Here is a 19,258-nt window from a genome sequence, read left to right on the forward strand (position 1 = left end):
GTGACGACGCCCCCCGCGGCGGCCGCACCGGCACCATTGGTGGTGCTGACGCCGGTGAGCAAGACCGATCCGCGCGAGGCCAAAGCCAGCCGCGTGTCCGTGGCGATCGGCCGGCTGTTCGGCCAATTGTCCGCCCGGCGGCGGCGGCAGGCCGCGCGCATCTGGCTGTTCATGCTCGTCGGCGCCTTCGCCGAGATGATGAGCATCGGCGCGCTGCTGCCGTTCCTGACGTTGCTCGCCGCGCCCGAGCAGATGCAGCGCTATCCGCTGTTCACCGATCTGATCGCCTGGCTCGGCCTGCCCAAAGGCGGCCTGTTGCCGGTGGCGGCGACATTGTTCGTCACCACCGCCATCGTCTGCACGGCGATCCGTCTGCTGCTGCTGCGCTCCGCCCAGCGCTTCGTCTTCGCGGTCGGGCATGATCTCGGCATCAAGCTGTACGATCATCTGCTCCACCAGAGCTATCTGTACCATACGCTGCACAACAGCGCCGAGGTTCAGGCCGGCATCCAGAAGGTGAACAACATCACCAATCTGTTCCTGCAACCGCTGATGCAGGGCGTGATCTCGATCACCGTGATGATCTTCATCGTCGCGGCCTTGGCGTGGGCCGATCCGTTCCTGGCGGCGGTCGCGATCGGCGGGTTCGGCGGCGTGTATGTCGTGATCTCGTTCACCGTGCGGCGGGTTCTCCAACTCAACAGCGGCCGCCTGTCCTCGCTCGCGACGCAGCGCATCCAGGCCATTCAGGAGGGCATGGGCGCGATCCGCGACGTGCTGATCGAGCGCGCCCAGCCGCTCTATCTCGCCAAGTTCGCCAGGCTCGATCAATCCTTCCGCGACGCGCAATCGCTGACCACGCTGCTCGCCAATGCCCCCCGCTATCTGGTCGAGGGCATGGGGCTGGTGCTGATCGCGGTGCTGGCGATCGCGATGTCTCGGCAACCGGGCGGACTGCCCGCCGCCCTGCCGGTACTCGGCGCGCTGGCGGTCGGCGCGCAACGGCTGATGCCGCTGCTCCAGCAGGCCTATTTCGGCTGGTCGCAGATGATGACCAACTATGTGAACCTCACCAACGTGCTCGACGTACTCGACCAACCGGTCGAGCGCCCGGATCGCTCGGCGGCGCCCCTGCCCTTTTCGCGGGAGATCGCGCTGAGCGGTGTGAGTTTCGGTTATGGTGCGGCGGGGCAGGTGCTGCACGACGTCTCGCTCGCCATTCCCAGGGGCGCCCGGATCGGGCTGGTCGGGCGTACCGGCAGCGGCAAGAGCACGGTGCTCGATCTGCTGATGGGGCTGCTCCAGCCGCAGCAGGGCGCGATCACGGTGGACGGCGAGCCGCTCGCCGCCGCGCAGGATCGGTTCCGCTGGCAGGCCAATATCAATCATGTGCCGCAGGCGGTTTTCCTCTCGGACGACACGATCGCGGCCAACATCGCCTTCGGGCAGGAAGCCGGCGCGATCGACATGGCGCGGGTGCGCGCCGCCGCCGAAGCCGCCCATGCCACCGAGTTCATCGATGCTCTGCCCGATGGCTATGCCAGCACCGTCGGCGAGCAGGGCACGCGCCTGTCGGGCGGGCAGCGCCAGCGGATCGGCCTCGCCCGCGCGCTCTATGCCCGGCGCCCGGTGCTGGTGCTGGACGAAGCGACCAGCGCGCTCGACGCCGCCACCGAAGATGCCGTGATGGAGTCGATCCGCCGGCTGGACGAGGATCTGACGATTATCATCGTCGCCCATCGGCTCAGCACGCTGCGCCATTGCTCGACCATCATCCGCCTCGATGCCGGCCGGATCGCCGCGCAAGGCCCGTTTGCGGAGGTGATCGGCGCGGATGCGACCGCCCTCGCTTCGGAGAACCGCAGCCAACGGGCAGGAGCATGACCGAGGCGGGGGGCATATCGCCGGGTGCGGGGGCACAGGACGCCGACGCATCGGCGGCGCTGTCCGTCAGCATCGTCATCCCGACATGGAACAGCAGCGCCACCCTACCCCGCGCGCTCGCCTCGATCACCGATCCCGGCGCGGGAATAGAGATCATCGTCGTCGACGATCAGTCCGACGACCGGGCGTCGCTGCACGCCATCGTCGAGGCAGACGCGCGCGTCATCCTGATCGTCAAGCCCGAGCGGACCAATGCCGCGCACTCGCGGGCGATCGGGCTGGAACGGGCGACCGGCGATGTCGTGCTGTTCCTCGATTCCGACGATCATTATCTGCCTGGCCATATCGCACGGCGCCGTGCGCTCCACGCCGCGACCGGGGCGAGCGTCGTCGTCGGCCGGTTTCGTCTCAACGACGGTCGCCGCGAATGGGATGGCCCGATGAGCGCCTATGAGGGCGGCAGCATCGAGGCGTATCTGTTCGCCCGCGGCGGCGATGCTCGCTCCTCGACCCTCTCGGTCGCACGGGCGGCGCTGCGCGGGACGACCTTCGACGCGCGGCTCGCCAAGCATCAGGACTGGGGCTTCGCGCTCGCCGCCTGTCGCAACGGCGAACGGATCGCGTTCGATCCCGATGCGGGGGCCGTGATCAGTATCGCCGGCGGAGCCCGGATGAGCGCGCGCTCCCACGTCGAGGCGAGCCTCGGCTTCGCCCGCGATCATCTGACGCAGGAGGCCCATCGTCGCCGCTTCCTGATCGGACGCCTGCGCACCAGCCTGCGGCTGGGCGACATCGGCGCGGCGCGCCGGTTCCGGGCGGCGCTGATGCCCCTTCATCCCAGCCCCCGCGAACGCTGGGGCAGCGCCGCCATGATCGTGGCGGCCGGTCTCGGTATCGCCGCGCCCCTCCACCGTCTGTTGACGAGGCGACGGTGACGACGTCCGCTGCCTCCGAGCAGACGCGCGCACCGTCCCCCGGCGATCGGCACGGGGCATTGCCGCAGATCGTCCATGTCATTCCCTATGACGGCATCGGTGGGGTCGAGATCGCGGCCTCCAGCGTCGCGGCCGGCCCCTATCCGGGCTTCGTCTTTCGCAAGGTCTATATCGCCAGCAGGCGCGCTTCCATGCCGCGCGACCATATCTATGAATCCGGCGTGGGCGGGGAAAACAACCCGCTCGCCTTCCTCCGCACGATCGCCCATCTGCTGCGGGCACGTCCCGAAATCCTCGTCCTGTCGCTGTGGCGGTCGTGCATCGTGGGGATGGCCGTGAAACTGTTGCGGCCGCGCACCCGGCTGGTGCTTTTCCTCCATAACACCCGCCATTCCAACCCGGTGGATGCGCTCCTCACCCGCATGACGGCGCGGATCGCAGAAGCGATCTGGGCCGATTCCGCATCGACGGCGGCGCAGCGCCTCGGCCCCGCATGGGCATTGCGGGCGCGGCCGATCTCTTTCCTGACGGCGCGGATCCCGCGCGTCGCCGCCGAGCGGCCGGCGCCGCACTTCATCACCTGGGGCCGGCTGCATCCGCGCAAGCGGATCGAGTGGGCACTGGATTTCTTCGCATTGGTCCATGCCCGCCATGCCGATGCCCGCTTCACCATCATCGGCCCCGATCGGGGCGAAGGCGCGATGCTGGAGGCCAAGGTGGCAGCGCTGGGGCTGGCGGATGCCGTGCGCTTCCTCGGCGCAGCCGACATGCCGGACATCGCCCGTCACGCCGCGTCCGCCGCCTTCTTCGTCCAGACCAGCAAGTCCGAGGGAATGGGCATGGCGGTGGTGGAGGCGATGCAGATGGGGCTCGTTCCCGTCGTCACCCCGGTCGGCGAGATCGGCTCCTATGTCGAGAATATGCGCAACGGGGTCTGGTTCGCGACGTCCGAGGATGCCCTCGCCAAGGTCGAACGGCTGCTCGCCGATCCTGCCGCCTTCGCGAGGATGAGCGACGCCGCAGCGCTGACCTGGCGCGATCGCACGCTCTATGTCGACGAATTCGTGGCGGCCTGTACGCAGCTCGCCGCCCGTCCCGTCATCGCCGTTTCGCAAGAGGGACCGCGGTGAAGATCGTCGCCACGGTCAACGCCGCATGGAATCTCGTCAACTTCCGGATGGGCGTGCTGCGCGCGCTGATCGCGCAGGGCGACGAGGTCGTCGCGATCGCGCCGGAGGATGCGGGCTCGCGGGCGAGATTGGCGGAGGCCGGCATCCGGCTGGCGGCGCTGCCGATGGACAGCGCGGGATTGTCGCCGGCGCGCGATCTCGCCTTGCTCGCCGGTTTCCGCAGCCTGCTGGCCCGCGAACGGCCGGCGGCGATGCTCGGCTACACCATCAAGCCCAATGTCTACGGATCGCTCGCGGCGCGCAGCCTCGGCATCCCGACGCTCAACAACATCTCCGGCCTGGGCACCGGCTTCATGCGCGAAGGCCTGCTGAACCGGGTGGTGCGCGGCCTGTATCGCGTCGGGCTGAACGGCGCGCACACGGTCTTCTTCCAGAATGAGGACGATCGCGCGCAATTCGTGGCCTTGCGCCTCGTCCGGCCGCAGCAGACGGTGCTGTTGCCCGGATCGGGGATCGATCTCGATCGCTTCGCCGCCGCGCCCCCCAACGATCCATCCGGCGATGATCCGGCCTATCCGTTGCGGTTCCTGCTGGTCGCCCGAATGTTGTGGGACAAGGGCGTCGGCGAATATGTCGAGGCGGCGCGGATGGTGAAGGCGGACTATCCGCATGTCCGCTTCGGCCTGCTCGGCGGCCTCGGCGCCGAGAACCGTACCGCGATTCCCGCCGCGACGGTCGAACAATGGGTGCGCGAAGGCGTGGTCGATTACCATCCCGCCGTCGATGACGTGCGCAGGCCGATGGCCGGGGCGGACGTCATCGTGCTGCCCTCCTATCGCGAGGGCACGTCCCGCGTTCTGCTCGAAGCCTCCGCGCTCGGCCGGCCGATGATCACCACCGACGTGCCGGGCTGCCGCGATGTCGTGGAGGATGGCGTCGCTGGCCTGCTCGCCCGGGTGAAGGATGCCGGCTCGCTCGCCGATGCGATGCGCCGGATGATCCGGCTGGCCCCGGCGGCGCGGCACGCCATGGGCCGGTCGGCCCGCGCCCGCGTCGAGAGGGATTATGCCGAGCAGCGCGTGATCGACATCTATCTCGAACGCATCGGGATGGCGGTCGGATCGCGCGCTGTCTCTTGACAGGGTGCGCCTCCCCCTTGATCCCACGGATCGCGTCGTGACCATGGCTTTTTCCGATCCGGGCGGGGATGAATGAAGATCTGCATCGTCGTTGCCCGCTTCTCGTTCACAGGCGTGCCGCTTACCCAGATTCGTTTCGCCCGTGCCCTCGCCGCGCGGGGACATGACGTCGAGCTGGTCTTCGGCCATGTGCCGGCGAGCACCCACATGCCCGATATCGGCGCGGCGCGGCTGGTCGTACTGGGCCATGCGGCGGCGAGCGGCATGTTGCTGCCCTTCTGCCGCTACCTGCGCCGCAACCAGCCCGATATCGTCTTCTCGTCGCAGGACAATCTGAACGGCTTCGTGCTGCTGGCGGCGATCCTCACCAGATCGCAGGCGAAGATCAGCGGCTCTTCGCGGGTCAATCCCTTCTTCACCTATTCGAACCGCCCCTTCACCCGCAAATGGCTCTACAAGCAGGCGATGCGGATGGTGATGTGGCGGGCCGACGCGCTGACCTGCGTGTCGCAGGGGATGATCGGCGAATATCGCACGCTGTTCCGCAACCCGCCGCATGTCGTCGCCTATAATCTCGTCGACGATGCGCCTTCGCGGGCGCGGATCGACGAACCGATCGACCATCCCTGGTTCGTCGACAAGAGCGTGCCGATCGTGGTCAGCGCCGGCACGCTCTCGCCGCGCAAAGGCTATGCCGATCTCGTCGCCGCGTTCGGACAGTTGGTCGCCGGCGGCCGCGATGCCCGGCTGGTGATCTTCGGCGAAGGGCCGTCACGCCCCGATCTCGAACGGCAGGTCCGCGATCTCGGGCTGGAGGGCCGTGTCTCGCTGCCGGGCAATGTGCCCAACCCGCTGCGCTATTTCGCCCGTTCGGACGTGTTCGCGATGACCTCCTATTTCGAGGGCCTCGGCAATGTACTGATCGAGGCGATGATGTGCGGGTGCAGCCTCGTCGCGACCGATTGCCCCAGCGGCCCGGCCGAGATCCTCGATTTCGGCCGCTATGGCCGGGTCGTCCCGGTCGGCGATGTCGACGCGCTGGCGCAGGCGATCGCCGGGCAGCTCGATCACCCGACCGATCCCGCCTTGCTCGCAGAGGGTGTCCACCGGTTCGGCGAGGAGGCGGTGCTCGCCCGCCATTTCGAGCTGCTCGGCCTGCCCGGCCAGGAGCGCGGCGCGGCATGAACGCGAACCGCCCCGATTTCGTCTGCATCGGACCGAAGCGATCGGCGACGACTTGGCTGGCCGACCAGCTCAAGGCGCATCGCGATATCTGGCTGACCCCGATCCAGGAACTCAATTATCTCGATGGCGGCTTCGCCCAGCATCGCGACAAGCCCTATCTGCGGATGCGCTGGAGCATGTGGGAGAATGCCAAGCGGGTGATCCGCAACAAGGGGCCGGGGATCATCGCCGATCGCGCCTTCCTGCGCGTCGCCCGCCAGCTCGCCGCCGATCCGGCCTTCGATATCCCCGCCTATCGCGCGCTGTTTGCGCCGGCCGGCCGGCGGCTGTCCGGCGACATCTCGCCGATGTATGCCTCGATGACGGCCGCGCAGATCGAGCGGGCGCTGCCGGTGCTGGCGCGAAGCCATGTGATGCTGCTCGCGCGAGATCCGGTGCAGCGTTTCTGGTCCGAACTGTCGATGCACGCCCGCAAGCGCAGCTTCGGCAATGTCGATTATGGCTCGATCGCCGTGGTGCGATCCTTCTTCGAGGATCCGGAACGCCAACGGCAGCATCTGCTCAGCGACATCGTCACGCGCTGGCGGCAGGGCATCGGCGCGGATCGGTTGAGCATCCTGTTCTTCGACGATATCGCCACCGACCCGGAGGGCTCGCTCCGCCGGATCGTCCACGAAATCGGTGCCGACTGGAGCAAGCGCCTGCCGGGCGTCGCGCCGGGGCGGAACCGCAAGCGCGGCCGTGCCAGCCTCGCCCCCACGCTCGATGTCCGCGATGCGGTGGCCGGATGGTTCGGCGACGAACTCGATCGCTGCGCCGTTCTGTTCGGCCGGCACGGGGCCGAGTGGCGCGCCCGCCATGGCCAGCGACGCTGATGGAAGCCTCCCCCTCCAGACGTCCGATCTCCACGGAGAAGCCACGTGCGTAATCTCGACCGCATCATGCGCCGTCTCCGCAAGGAGTATCGCGCCTGGACCACCCCGAAGCGGGGGCGTGACGTCTGCGTCGATCTGGCCCGCGTCCTGAAGCCGGCGATGATCTTCGACGTGGGCGCGAATGTCGGCCAGTCGGCGGCGAAGTTCAAAAAACGCTTCCCGGCCGCGCACATCCATTGCTTCGAACCCTCGGCCGCCAGCGCCCGGCGCATCCGCGCCCGCAGGCTGGGCGGGGTCGAGGTGCATGAGATGGCGCTCGGCAGCGTAGCCGGCACGGCATCGCTCGCACGCGGCCATGACCCCGCGATCTTCCACATCGCCGAGCATGGCGCCACGGCGGGGGACGAGACCGTCGCCATCGAGACCGTCGATTCTTTCTGCGCCGCCGGTGGCATCGACCGGATCGACTTCATGAAGATCGACACCGAGGGCCATGATCTGGAGGTGCTCAAGGGCGCCGCGACGATGCTGGCGGCGGGCAGGATCGCCGCCGTGCAGGTCGAAGCCGGCATGAACCCGGAAAATGACTTCCACATTCCCTTCGAGGCGCTGAAATCCTTTCTGGAGGCCAGCGGCTACCGCCTGTTCGGCTTCTACGATCAGGTCAATGAATGGCCGACGAAGCAGCCGCACCTGCGCCGTGCCAACCCGCTGTTCGTCAGCCGCGAGATATACGCGCCGGCCTGATCGCGGGCGAGGCCGCCGGTCAGCCGCGCTCGCCCTGCATCAAGGCGCGCAAGCTGCGCCGGAGCCTCACGGGCGAGGCATAGAAATAGGCGAAGGCGAATAATTGCTTCGGGGTCGGCCTGCCATATCGCCGTGCGGCGGCGAGCAACGGTGCGAAACCGTCCCGCTGCCCGAAGGATGCCGCCATCTGGGCGGCGACGGTCAGGAAGAAGCCGCTCATCGCGCGCTCGGTCATGATCGCCCGCAGGCTCAGCGCCCAGCTGATCGAGCGGCGCCATGTGTGGGTGCGGCTGAGCGACAGGCGCGCGTCGGGGACATGATAGATCACCAGCGGTTCGGCGACGGTGACGAGGCGATGGCCATGCTGCTTGACCGCACGCACGACGAACTCCCAATCGTCATGCTGCTTCATGTCGGCGAAGCGGATCAGCCCGAACAGGGCGCGCGGCACCATCAGCGACGAGCTTTGCAGGAAGCTTTCCCCGCCCTTCGTCCAGGTCCGCCGGTCGAACAGCCACTCATCGACGGGGATGCGCTCGTCATAGGCCTCGCCCGGCCGGACGAAAGCCCCCGCCGTGCCGACGACGCGGGACAAGGTCATCAGCAGCGCCGGCTCGGCCGGCGCCGCGGCCAGCTGCGCGGCAAGCTTGTCCGGCAGCCATTCGTCATCGTCGTCGAGCAGCGCGATCCAGTCGCTCGCCGCCGCCGCCGCGCCGGTGTCGCGCGCCGCACCGGCGCCGCGATTGGCGGCATGTGCGATCACCCGCAGGCGCTCGTCCGGGATCGTTGCGAGCGCCCCACGCGTCGCCGGGTCGTCGCCGTCGACGACGACGATTACTTCTATGTCATGCACCGTCTGGGCAAGCGCGGTTCGCACCGCCCGGCAGACGAGCTCGGGCCGCCCAAAAGTCGGTATTACAACACTCACCAACGTCATGCCGGTCCCTCCCGCGCCTCCTTCTAGGGCGGGATCGCGCAACTCCCAAGCCGGGCAAACGCATTGAGATGCACCCAAAGCGGTGTTAGCGCTCGAAGGGTTCGATAGGGCGCCGGGGGACAGACAGAATCATGGATCGCGCGGAGCAGCGCCTGCCGGTTGTCGACGGGCTCCGTGCCTTTGCCGTGGTCGCCGTGGTGCTGTTCCACGGTTTTCCCGCGCTGGTCGGCGGCGGCTATATCGGCGTCGACATCTTCTTCGTGATCTCGGGGTTCGTGATCGCGCTGCGTTATCTGGAACCGATGATCGCGCGCGAGGTGGGCTACGGCCATTTCTTCCTGCGCCGTGTCCGCCGACTGGTGCCCGCCTATTTCGCGATGCTGATCGCCACCACCATCGCCGCCGCCTGCGTGATGGTGCCCAAGGATCTGATCAACTTCGCCACCAGCCTGATCGGGCAGGCGCTCTATCTCCAGAACATCGTCTTCTGGGTGCAGGGCGAATATTTCGATGCGGCGCTGCTGAAGCCGCTGCTGCACACATGGTCGCTGGCGATCGAGGAGCAATTCTACCTCTGCTTCCCGCTGCTGGTGCTGGCGCTGCGACGTTGCCCGCGCGGCACGATCGTCGCCTGCGTGATCCTGTCCCTGCTGGCGCTCGGCGTGGGCGCCTATGTCGAGCAGATCAGCCCGAAGACGACCTTCTACTGGCTTCCCTTCCGGGTCTGGGAGTTCTTTGCCGGGATCGGCGCCGCGATGCTGTTCCGGCGCGGCGTCGCCGATCGGCTGACGCCGCCGGCGGCGACGGTGATCGGTTTCCTTGCCCTGGCTGGCATCCTCGCTGCCGCTTTGCTGTTCGACAGCGACGATGCCAGCGTGCTGACCCAGGGCCTGCTCGCGGTCGTCGCCACCGCCGCGCTGTGCCTGGTCCAGCAGCGACTGGCACCGGGGCTGCGAACCCTGTTCACCAACCCGATCGCCCAGCATTTCGGGCGCATTTCCTACAGCTGGTATCTGTGGCACTGGCCGCCGCTGGTGCTCGCCTATCTGCTGCTCGGCCATGCCGCCACCGGCGGGATCGCGGTGGCACTGACATTGCTCGGCTATGGGCTGGGCGTCGCATCATGGCGACTGTTCGAACGCGGCGCCTCGCGCGCGGCATGGCTGGCGCCGCCGTCGCGGACGATCGCGCTGCTGCTCGTCTTCCTGCTGAGCGCGGCCGCGGCCGGCGCTGCGCTGATCGCCAGCAACGGCTTCCTCCAGCGCTATCCCGCCAACGAGCGGCCGCTGCTGCTGGCCGAGATGGATCGCCCCGATGGCCGCTGCACCTTCACCAGCCGGCTCGAGCATTGGCGCGGGCAGACCTGCCGGGTGAATGCCGTCGGCGGGCGCGGCGGCATCCTCTTCATCGGCGATTCGCATGTCGAGATGCAGAAGCATGCGCTGGCCGCACTCGGCGATCGCTATGGCGTCCCCGTCTTCATCACCAAGCAGAATTGCCGGGTCGTGGACTTCGGCGTCGATCGCAACTGCCACTGGCCGGTGTGGCGCGGCGTCGCGCGGGATATCCGGCGCGAGAAGATCAGCCGCGTCGTGGTGATCGCGCTATGGCCCGAGCCGTTCGATCCGGCGGCGTTCGACGCCGCCGTCTCGCGCATCCTCGCGACCGGGGCGAAGGTGGTGCTCGAACGCCCGACGCCACGCGACGAGCGGCTGGCACCGGCTTTCTATCTCGGCCATCCCGCGGACTGGGGCGATCAGAGCCTCTATCCCGCCGCCATGAACGAGGCTCGCCAGCGGCCCGTCAACGCGGCGATGACCGGCTGGGCAGCGCGCGACAGCCGCGTGAGCCTGCTCGATCCGGCCCCGTCCCTATGTCCGGGCGAACGCTGCCTGTTCGCGCAGGGCGGCGTGCCGCTTTATTCGGACACCCATCATCTGACATCGGCCGGCGTGCGGCTGATCGCCCCCATTTACGACCCGCTGTTCGCCGCCGCCGCCCGCGAACGTGCCGCCGCGCCGGGGAAATGACCGGCAGGGGCGACCGCCCCTGCCCGCGAACGGCCGGGCTTCAGCCCGTTCAGGCGCTCGGGCTCTTGGGGATCGCCCTGCCGTTCAGGGTCACCTGGCCTACGATCACCGACGCGCCCAGATCGACCGGCCCGCTGATGACGGTGCGTCCCTCGAACCGGCCCCGCGTGGCGGCCGGCTTGGGCGAGCGCTGGCTCATCGTGCAATCGCGGTAGATCACGCCCTCGCTGGTCGGTAGCACGCCGTCGCGGATCATCACGAAGCGGCAATGATCGAACAGCACGTTGTCGGCCTGGCCGAGCGGCGAGGCGACGCCCTTACGCAGGTTGAGCGCCCCGGTCGGCGACACCGCCGGATTGTCGGTGAACAGGCAGTTGGTGAATTGTGTCGCGCGCTTCGGATCGGGATCCGAGAAGGGATGCACCACATTGCCGGCGAAGGTGCAGCGATCGAAACGAAAGCCGGGCTTGTTCGGCCATACCGACCAATTGTCGGTGCCGACGAACACGCAGTCCGTGAAGGTCACGTCGGCGCTGTCGCCCGAATCCGCGACCATCGCGCAGCCGCGATTGTCGGCGAAATGACAGCCGACGAAGGCGAGATTGCGAACCGGCTTCTTGCGCTCCGCCTCGATATCGACGCCGGCGCTCGGCGCGCTCGCCACCGCGCCGCGCGCCGTCCGCGTAAAACTGGAATTCTCGATGCGGTAATCCTGCCCGCCGACGATGCTCATGCCCTGCCGGCCGTTGGTGTCCGCCTTGATCCCGGTGAACTGGCGGACTACGCCGGGGGTCGGATCGCGCGGCCCGTCGACATAGATGCCGTCATGCGGCTGGTGATGGGCGTTGACATTGACCAGGCGCTCCGGCCCCGGATTGTTGCGCAGCGCGACACCGATACAGCCGACCTGCCAACCCTTGTCGCCGTGCTTGCCGCCGAGGATCAGCGCGCCCGAATTGCCGTCCAGCTCGATATCCTGGATCAGGACGCCGCCGCTGCACAGGCTCGCCTCGATCATCGCGGCATAAGGCCGGGCCATGCCCTGCGGGCCCTTGCGGACGATTTCGGGATTGGCCGAGCCATCGGGCAGGAACATGCCGTAGCGCTGGCCTGGCGCGCACTTCATCGTTGCGCCATTGCCGCGGATCACCAGCGGGCGACGGCAATTCGCGAACGCCATCAGCCGCGCCTCGACGAATCCGTCCGGGCCATGCTGCTGGGTGCCGACCAGATAGGTCGTCCGCCTGAGCACCACCGTGCCGCCGCCGGCGGCGTTGACCGCATCGGACAGGCGCGCGAAGGCGTCGCTGTCATCGGTTCGGCCATCCCCCTTGGCGCCGAAACGCTCCGGCGTGAACGTCATTTCGGCCGCGATGGCGGGGCTGACACTGACGAATATTGCTGCGCCGGCGCTCAGCAGCATCCGGCGGCGATCGAGGACAGGTGCGGACATCGAAGCCTCCTCGGGTTTGTCTTGTCCTATCGTCTGCCGGAAGGCTTGTCGATGTGTCTGCTCTATGGCGATGCCGTCCTGAAGGGCTGCACACTATGTACGATTGCCCTTTCATCGGGATGACAGGAAGGCTAGCACCCGGCGCACACTGTGGGGAGCGAAGCCGGCTATGACGACACTCATCACCGGGGTGGCCGGCTTTATCGGAATGCACACGGCCGAGCGCATGTTGGCGCGCGGCGACACGATCGTCGGCATCGATATCGTCAACGATTATTACACGCCGCAGCTCAAGGAGGATCGCATAGCCTTGCTGCGCGAGCGGTTCGGCGATCGCTTCACCTTCATCCGGGTCGATTTCGCCGACATGCAGGCGCTCGACGCGGCGCTGAAACCCTATTCCTTCGATCGCATCATCCATCTCGGCGCGCAGGCCGGCGTGCGCTATTCGATCGAGAACCCGCACGCCTACGTCCAGTCGAACCTCGTCGGCCATCTCAACCTGCTCGAGATCGGCCGGCAGCGGAAAGTGGCGCATCTCGTCTATGCGTCGAGCTCGTCGGTCTATGGCGGCAATACCAGCCTCCCCTTCCGGGTCGAGGATCGCGTCGATCATCCGCTCTCGCTCTATGCCGCCACCAAGAAGGCGGACGAACTGATGAGCGAGACCTATGCCAATCTCTATCGCCTGCCGCTGACCGGGCTGCGCTTCTTCACCGTCTATGGCCCATGGGGGCGCCCCGACATGGCGATGTGGATCTTCGCCAAGGCGATCTTCGCCGGCGAGCCGATCCCGGTGTTCGGCGAAGGCCGGATGGAGCGCGATTTCACCTTCATCGACGATATCGTCTCGGGCGTGGTCGCCTGCCACGACAATCCTCCGCCCGACGATGGCGAGGAGAAGGCCGGCGGCAGCCGGGGGCCGCACCGGCTCTACAATATCGGCAACAACAACAGCGAGCAGCTTGGCCGCATGATCGCGCTGCTCGAACAGGCGTGCGGGCGCGAGGCGGTGAAGAACTATCTGCCGATGCAGCCGGGCGACGTGCGCGCGACCTATGCCGACATTTCGGCCATCCAGCGCGATCTCGGCTTCGCGCCGACCACGCCGATCGACAAGGGCATCCCCGCCTTCGTCGATTGGTATCGCCGTTACCACCAGATCTGATCGGGCGTCGGCAGCATGGATCAACCGCATATCGTCGTCGTCGGGCTCGGTTATGTCGGCCTGCCGCTCGCCGTCGCGCTCGCCCGCCACTTCCCGACCGTCGGCATCGACATCGATGCGACGCGCATCGCCGAACTGGAGCGGCATCACGACCGCACCAACGAGATCGATGCCGGCCGTCTCGCGGCGACCAGCCTGACGCTGACCAGCGACCCCGGAGCGGTTCCGCCGGCGGACATCTACATCGTCACCGTCCCCACCCCGGTCGACGCCGCCAATCGGCCGGACCTGTCGATCGTCGAGAGCGCATCGCGCATGGTCGGCCGGATGATGGCGGCCGAGCGCCGGCCGATCATCTGTTTCGAGAGCACCGTCTATCCCGGCGTCACCGAAGATGTCTGCGGGCCCATCCTCGAACAGGTGTCGGGGCTGAGGCGCGGCGCGGACTTCTTCCTCGGTTACTCGCCCGAGCGCATCAATCCCGGCGACCGCGAGCATACGATCGACCGCATCACCAAGGTCGTCGCCGGCGAGAATGCGGAGGTGACCGATCGCCTCGCCGCGATCTACGGCGCGGTGACGACCGGCGGCACGCACAAGGCGGAGTCGATCAAGGTGGCCGAGGCGGCCAAGGTGATCGAAAATGCGCAGCGCGACATCAACATCGCCTTCATGAACGAGATTACCCGCATCTTCTCGCTGATGGACATTTCGGTGTGGGAGGTGTTGCGCGCGGCCGGCACCAAATGGAATTTCCTGCCGTTCCAGCCCGGCCTGGTCGGCGGCCACTGCATCGGGGTGGACCCTTATTATCTCGCCCATGCGGCCGCCACCCTCGGCCACGATCCCGCGGTCATCCTGTCCGGCCGCGCGATCAACGACGGCATGGGCGCGTGGGTCGCAGACCAGCTCTCCGAACGATTGGCGCCAGCATCCGACGTGCTGGTGATGGGCCTCACCTTCAAGGAGGATGTGCCGGACCTCCGCAACAGCAAGGTGGTGGACGTCATCGCCCGGCTGAAGGCGCTTGGGCATCGCGTCGATGTCAGCGATCCGCGTGCCAATCCGGCCGAAGCGCAGCATGAATATGGCCTGGCGCTCGTCGCCAATCCCGGCATGGGCGCCTATGACAGCGTGCTGGTCGCCGTGCCCCACGCGCAATATCGCGCCGACGGTGCTGCGGGCATGGCACGCCATCTCAAGCCCGGCGGGGTGCTTGCGGATCTCAAGGGTCTGTTCGCTGGCCAGACGATGCCGGACGGCGTGACCTATTGGGGCCTCTGACCGCCGCGGATCAGAAATCGCCTGCCTGACGGTGCCCGGCTCGATCCTGCTTCGTGTCGGATGCGGCGAGAAATTCCCGCAGCGCGTCCGCGAACCGCCCGCCCCGCTTCGATATGCGGTGCAGCACGCCCTTGGGCGGTGCGTCGCCCTGTGCCGCGCGCAGCGTTGCCACCTGGCGCTGGATCTGCCCCAGCCGCCGGTCGATCGCATCAAGGCTGGAGATCCGCGTCACATAGAGATGCGCTGCACGATCGTGCCGGTCGACGAAATAGCCCGCGTCTCCGGACAGACCGCCTGGGCTCTTGGCGATCGCTGCGAACGCGGCCTGATCGAAGGCGACACAGAAATCGACGGCATCCCAGCCATCGGCATTGGCGGCCTGCGCATGGCATTGCTCGCTATACGCCCGCGCCCTGCCGAAATCACCGTCGGCGGCATAACGGTGATAGGCGCCGACACCCCGCGCCACGATCGCGCCGGACACCGAAGGCATGGCCTGCGCTTCCCGCGCCGTCGCGGCCGCGAGCAGCTGCACCGCGCGTTCCGCCGCGCCATCCGTATCATCGTCACTGGCCAGTGCCGCCGGCGACGCGTCTCCGCCGAGCAGGCGCTGTTCGATCTGCCAACTGCCAATGCCTGCCAAGCTCAGCACCGCGATCAGCGTCAGCCATGCATCATAGCGCCGGAACAAGGGGCGACGGCGACGGCGATGCACGACCAGTGCCCGGCTGCCGCTGCGGGATCGATCGAGGGCACGGACATTGACCACATCCCGCCGCCGCGCGGCCAGCCCCGCATCGTGCTGCGCCCGCAATTCCGGATCGGACAGATAATGGAAGGCCTCGTTGATCTCGGCGGCGCGCGCATGGGCCAGCGGCGAACGGCTACGATCGGGATGGTAGCGCTGGATCAGGCGCAGGTAATGCGCCTTGATCTTCTCCTGGCTGGCCGTGGCAGACACACCGAGCACGTCATAGTAGCTGCCTCGCACCCGCGCCTATGCCTCCAGCGGCTCACCAACCAGCATCAGTCCGCCACATGCCAACGCTATCCGAACATGTCAGGCGTTGGAAGGAACTTCCATCACGTTTCGAGAAGAAAAACCAATGCTAGAAACGTGCCGACGCGATATCGTCCGACTATTATTTCAGCTTATCCGGCGCTCGCCCCCTCGCGGTTGACGGATATCATCGCCGGATCGGAATTGCGGTCCCGAAGCGCAAGGAATGAGGTCGGCATGATCCGGCCTCGGCGCCGCGGCAGAAACGGGCCGATCATCATGCAGAGCGCCCGTATGAACGATGCTCGCGCGCGGACGACATCGCCTTTGAGAAGCGAAACCAACAGTCGGGCAACGGTCTTCAGCATCTGCCAGACATAGGTGAAATAATAACCGTGCTGGATCAGCACCGCGCCATTGCCCAACGAATAGAAGAAAGCCCGCTCCGCCCGATAATCGCCCGCGGTGTCCAATGGTGGATGGTCGATGAAAAACGAAGCCATCCTCCGCCCCTTGAAGCCATTCTTGAGAAGGCGATAGCCGAAATCGAATCCCTCGCTCGACCCGTGGATACAGGCGATCCCAAGTGTCGGATCAAACTGGGTCTGGACGAAGGCCTGGCGCCGCACCGTCAATCCCGGCTCCCACATGTGCGCGATGATGTTCCGTTCATCGAGCGGCGTGTCGGCGGAGAGACCTTCACCAGACATGACCGCGCCCGTCGAATGGATGTTGCAAGTCACGAAATCGAGATTTTCCGCATCCATCAGTTCCAGGACTTTTATGCCAAAATCATGATCGAGCGGAAAAGTATCGTCATCAAGGAAGCAGATCATATCCGAGCAAGCCGCCAGGCCGCCGATGTTGCGCTTCTCCGAAATGCTGATGAGACCGACCGGTATGACAATCACGCCGTCATAAGCAGGTACGTTCCCGAGATCGCACCCTTCCCAGACAAGAATGACTTCAAACTCTATGCCGATCTGTCGCCGCAGGTTCGCCAGCACCTCAGCCAGACGTTCGTCAGGTTTTTCCTTTTCAAAGGTGCAAACGACAAAGGAAATCGATCGCATTGGTGTTGCCTTCTGAATAAAATTTCGCCGCCGGCAACGCCTGAGCGCACCTGCTGCCGCGCTCAACGTATCGCTGCCGCATTCTCGTTGTATGTCGAGACGAGCAAATCGATATTTCCTAGCTTGATTTTACCGATAGCTGCCGCGTTCGGCCCGCGCAATCCTGCATGATGGGACAGCCGTAGACATGTCTACCCTACCCCCGTAAGCTTAGATGGGAACCACTCCCTAATCACTGCCCATTATGTCGGGTAGTTACCACGTCATTCGTCCCCTTGCCTCTTGCCGATGAAGACTGATGACACAGCCACGCGTAGTAATCTTACAAAATTATTATACCCCTTACCGGGCCGCGCTGTTCACAGAATTGAGAACGAAGAATCTACATCTGCGCGTCATCTATTATCAAATCCCCGAAAACGAAGGTCGAAAGTGGCGACCAGCGGAAGATTTGCCTTATGAATCGGCCCGTGTTCCTTCGCGCCAGTTTCGCAAGCTAGCCCTGTTCACGGTGCCGAAGGCGTTGTTCGCTGACGCAGACACCGTCATCCTGCTCGACGACAACCCTTCAAGTCTGTCGATGGCACTATTGGCGCTTCGATGCCGATTGCACGGCGTGCGCCGGCTCTTGTGGGTCGAGCATATTCCGGACAGCTTCAAGTCGCGCGCCAAGCGGCTCTACCAGAACCTATGCTCGCGCATGTTACTGATGCTCAGTGACGCGACGATCTGCTTTTCGCAGATGTCCGCAGCCTATGTGCGTGCGCTGGACAGGACGATCCCTATCAACCCAATGGTACAGGCCACGCCGGAGCCGAACCAACTCTCACCCCGTACTCCCGGTGAACCGATACGTCGCTTCGGCTATCTCGGCTCCGAAGGGCCGCGCAAGAATGTCGACACGCTGATTCGTGCTTTTTCTTCGCTAGCCGATCCGAACCTCGAATTACATCTGGCTGGCTTCAACGGTCACTCTGACGACCCGCGGGTGCATTGGCATGGCTATGTCGATGGCGATGCACGCGAAAGGTTCTTTGCCGGTATCGACATACTTGTCCTGCCATCGCAGGCCGACCCATGGGGCTTGGTGATCAATGAGGCGCTCCAGCGTGGCTGTCTCGCAATCGCGTCGAACCGGTGCGGAAGCTCGGAACTCGTGGCGATGATAGACGAACGCCTTGTCACCGGGACGGAACAAAACGAAATTGCCACGACGCTGGCCTACGCCCGCACACTTGATCGCGGGACTGTGATCAGATTGCACGCTCGGGCGTGCGCGGCCATGACAGGATATTCGATCGAGGCCGCCGCCACCGCGATGCACGACGCCATCGCACGAGGCCATAGGCCAGCCTTGGCACCGCTGGCGACGTGATAGCCGACAAATGCCCGTTCGCCGAGAAATCAGATAGATAAGCAAGGGTTCGCAAGCGCATGATAACGGAGTTTTCGCCTAAAAAGCGAAAATGACCTCGAATATATATCCACACCACCATTGCTAGCCAATCTCCGCGGCGTCTCCGGGCCAGAACGACACGGACTCAGGCGCTATTCCTCGTCCAACGATGATCGGCGCCCAGCTTGTGAACAAACGACTTTATGCGCGCGAGTACTCGTGCGCCTGCCGACGATGTCGGACGGTGCGTATAGCTCCATTGCACGGCCTCGGGCAGCGGCATGGCGCGGGCGCGATCAAGCAGCGCCGGAAGCGCCCCCAAAAACGGCTTGCGCAAATTATCATGCCAATAATGAAAGACGACATCATCGGCCTCAGAAAGTCGCCCGGCATGCATCACATGCCCAAGCGCAAATTGCTCGACAGTGTGAACACGCTGCTCATACTGCCAAATCTCGTCCATGAGATGCAAGGCCTCCCGCAACATGTGATGGTCGTCGGCGTGAACACCGATAATTCCCGAGTTCCACATGCTTTCGCCAGGATACAAAGCCACCGGCTTCCCATTCAGGTCACGGATCGCCCCCGTATCGAACAACTGCCCCAAAATGGCGCCGGCAGTACCCGTGCGCTGGGTCAACCGAATTTCCCGCATATGCAGACAGTGGCGGCCAGGGCCAACACGATCGAACAAAGCGGCCGGGTTTGACAGGAAATATGTGTCGCCGTCGGCAAGGATGACCTTCCCGCCTCGCTCCGTCAGAAAATCGAGAAGGCACGCCACCTTGCGCCGAAAGGGATAGGTTCCCGCACCCATCCACGAACCCAGAATATCGGGATTCAGAAATCTCGTCTCCACCCCCAGCCAGATAAATTCATCCGGCCTATCGGTATAAACAACGACGTCAACGCCATCCGATTCAGACAAAAAATAATTTGCCGACAGAATCGCGAACATCGCCTCCTGCTGGTAGCGGGATTTTCCGTAACAAAGATACAACAGTGTCTTGGTCATTGCGCCC

Annotated in this window: 16 protein-coding genes; 11 read left to right on the forward strand and 5 right to left on the reverse strand. The window is 65.6% G+C overall.

Features of this window, described 5'->3' with window-relative positions; translation table 11 throughout:
- The 7 genes from PBT88_RS11435 (at nt 1) to PBT88_RS11465 (ending at nt 7,895) form a co-directional block, all read left to right on the forward strand.
- Nucleotides 1-1,884, forward strand: a complete 1,884-nt coding sequence (locus PBT88_RS11435) for an ABC transporter ATP-binding protein (protein ID WP_270075474.1) — start codon at nt 1-3, stop codon at nt 1,882-1,884.
- Nucleotides 1,881-2,819 carry a glycosyltransferase family 2 protein gene (locus PBT88_RS11440; RefSeq protein ID WP_270075475.1) on the forward strand — a complete coding sequence of 313 codons (939 nt, stop codon included), beginning with the start codon at nt 1,881-1,883 and terminating at the stop codon, nt 2,817-2,819. The genes PBT88_RS11435 and PBT88_RS11440 overlap by 4 nt, the downstream gene beginning before the upstream one ends.
- Nucleotides 2,816-3,949: a glycosyltransferase family 4 protein gene (locus PBT88_RS11445; protein WP_270075476.1), complete on the forward strand. Its 1,134-nt coding sequence runs from the start codon at nt 2,816-2,818 to the stop codon at nt 3,947-3,949. The genes PBT88_RS11440 and PBT88_RS11445 overlap by 4 nt, the downstream gene beginning before the upstream one ends.
- Complete coding sequence (locus tag PBT88_RS11450; RefSeq protein ID WP_270075477.1) at nt 3,946-5,088, forward strand: glycosyltransferase family 4 protein; 1,143 nt, start codon at nt 3,946-3,948, stop codon at nt 5,086-5,088. The genes PBT88_RS11445 and PBT88_RS11450 overlap by 4 nt, the downstream gene beginning before the upstream one ends.
- Nucleotides 5,089-5,160: 72 nt before the next feature.
- Entirely contained in the window at nt 5,161-6,273 is a 1,113-nt protein-coding gene (locus tag PBT88_RS11455) for a glycosyltransferase (protein WP_270075478.1), read from the forward strand.
- Nucleotides 6,270-7,148 (forward strand): sulfotransferase, encoded by an 879-nt coding sequence (locus tag PBT88_RS11460; protein WP_270075479.1) that lies wholly within the window; start codon nt 6,270-6,272, stop codon nt 7,146-7,148. Before PBT88_RS11455 ends, PBT88_RS11460 begins: the two co-directional genes overlap by 4 nt.
- A 45-nt stretch (nt 7,149-7,193) precedes the next feature.
- The gene (locus tag PBT88_RS11465) at nt 7,194-7,895 is read left to right on the forward strand and encodes an FkbM family methyltransferase (protein ID WP_270075480.1); all 702 of its coding nucleotides are present in this window, start codon (nt 7,194-7,196) and stop codon (nt 7,893-7,895) included.
- A gap of 19 nt (nt 7,896-7,914) precedes the next feature.
- On the opposite strand, the gene PBT88_RS11470 is transcribed toward PBT88_RS11465, so the two are convergent.
- Nucleotides 7,915-8,832: a glycosyltransferase family 2 protein gene (locus tag PBT88_RS11470; protein ID WP_270075481.1), complete on the reverse strand. Its 918-nt coding sequence runs from the start codon at nt 8,830-8,832 to the stop codon at nt 7,915-7,917.
- 131 nt (nt 8,833-8,963) lie between these two features.
- Between PBT88_RS11470 and PBT88_RS11475 the strand changes: the two genes are divergently transcribed.
- Nucleotides 8,964-10,862: an acyltransferase family protein gene (locus PBT88_RS11475; RefSeq protein ID WP_270075482.1), complete on the forward strand. Its 1,899-nt coding sequence runs from the start codon at nt 8,964-8,966 to the stop codon at nt 10,860-10,862.
- Between the two features lie 49 nt (nt 10,863-10,911).
- Here the strand turns inward: PBT88_RS11475 and PBT88_RS11480 are convergent, their stop codons facing one another.
- The gene (locus tag PBT88_RS11480) at nt 10,912-12,315 is read right to left on the reverse strand and encodes a glycoside hydrolase family protein (protein ID WP_270075483.1); all 1,404 of its coding nucleotides are present in this window, start codon (nt 12,313-12,315) and stop codon (nt 10,912-10,914) included.
- 169 nt (nt 12,316-12,484) lie between these two features.
- Here PBT88_RS11480 and PBT88_RS11485 point away from each other — a divergent pair, with 169 nt between their 5' ends.
- Nucleotides 12,485-13,483: a GDP-mannose 4,6-dehydratase gene (locus tag PBT88_RS11485; protein WP_270075484.1), complete on the forward strand. Its 999-nt coding sequence runs from the start codon at nt 12,485-12,487 to the stop codon at nt 13,481-13,483.
- A 15-nt stretch (nt 13,484-13,498) separates the two neighbouring features.
- Nucleotides 13,499-14,767, forward strand: coding sequence for a nucleotide sugar dehydrogenase (locus tag PBT88_RS11490; protein ID WP_270075485.1), 1,269 nt, complete (start codon nt 13,499-13,501; stop codon nt 14,765-14,767).
- Between the two features lie 10 nt (nt 14,768-14,777).
- Here the strand turns inward: PBT88_RS11490 and PBT88_RS11495 are convergent, their stop codons facing one another.
- Together PBT88_RS11495 and PBT88_RS11500 are read right to left on the reverse strand one after the other, a co-directional pair.
- A complete protein-coding gene (locus tag PBT88_RS11495; protein ID WP_270075486.1) occupies nt 14,778-15,758 on the reverse strand; it encodes a DnaJ domain-containing protein in 981 nt (326 codons plus the stop codon).
- Between the two features lie 161 nt (nt 15,759-15,919).
- Nucleotides 15,920-16,840, reverse strand: a complete 921-nt coding sequence (locus tag PBT88_RS11500; protein ID WP_270075487.1) for a glycosyltransferase family 2 protein — start codon at nt 16,838-16,840, stop codon at nt 15,920-15,922.
- A 298-nt stretch (nt 16,841-17,138) separates the two neighbouring features.
- On the opposite strand from PBT88_RS11500, the gene PBT88_RS11505 reads away from it, so the two are divergent.
- A complete protein-coding gene (locus tag PBT88_RS11505; protein ID WP_270075488.1) occupies nt 17,139-18,215 on the forward strand; it encodes a glycosyltransferase family 4 protein in 1,077 nt (358 codons plus the stop codon).
- A gap of 166 nt (nt 18,216-18,381) precedes the next feature.
- On the opposite strand, the gene PBT88_RS11510 is transcribed toward PBT88_RS11505, so the two are convergent.
- Nucleotides 18,382-19,251 carry a hypothetical protein gene (locus tag PBT88_RS11510; RefSeq protein WP_270075489.1) on the reverse strand — a complete coding sequence of 290 codons (870 nt, stop codon included), beginning with the start codon at nt 19,249-19,251 and terminating at the stop codon, nt 18,382-18,384.
- Between the last annotated feature and the right edge of the window lie 7 nt (nt 19,252-19,258).

Origin of the sequence: Sphingomonas abietis, from assembly GCF_027625475.1 — a bacterium.
Lineage (GTDB): Bacteria > Pseudomonadota > Alphaproteobacteria > Sphingomonadales > Sphingomonadaceae > Solisphingomonas > Solisphingomonas abietis.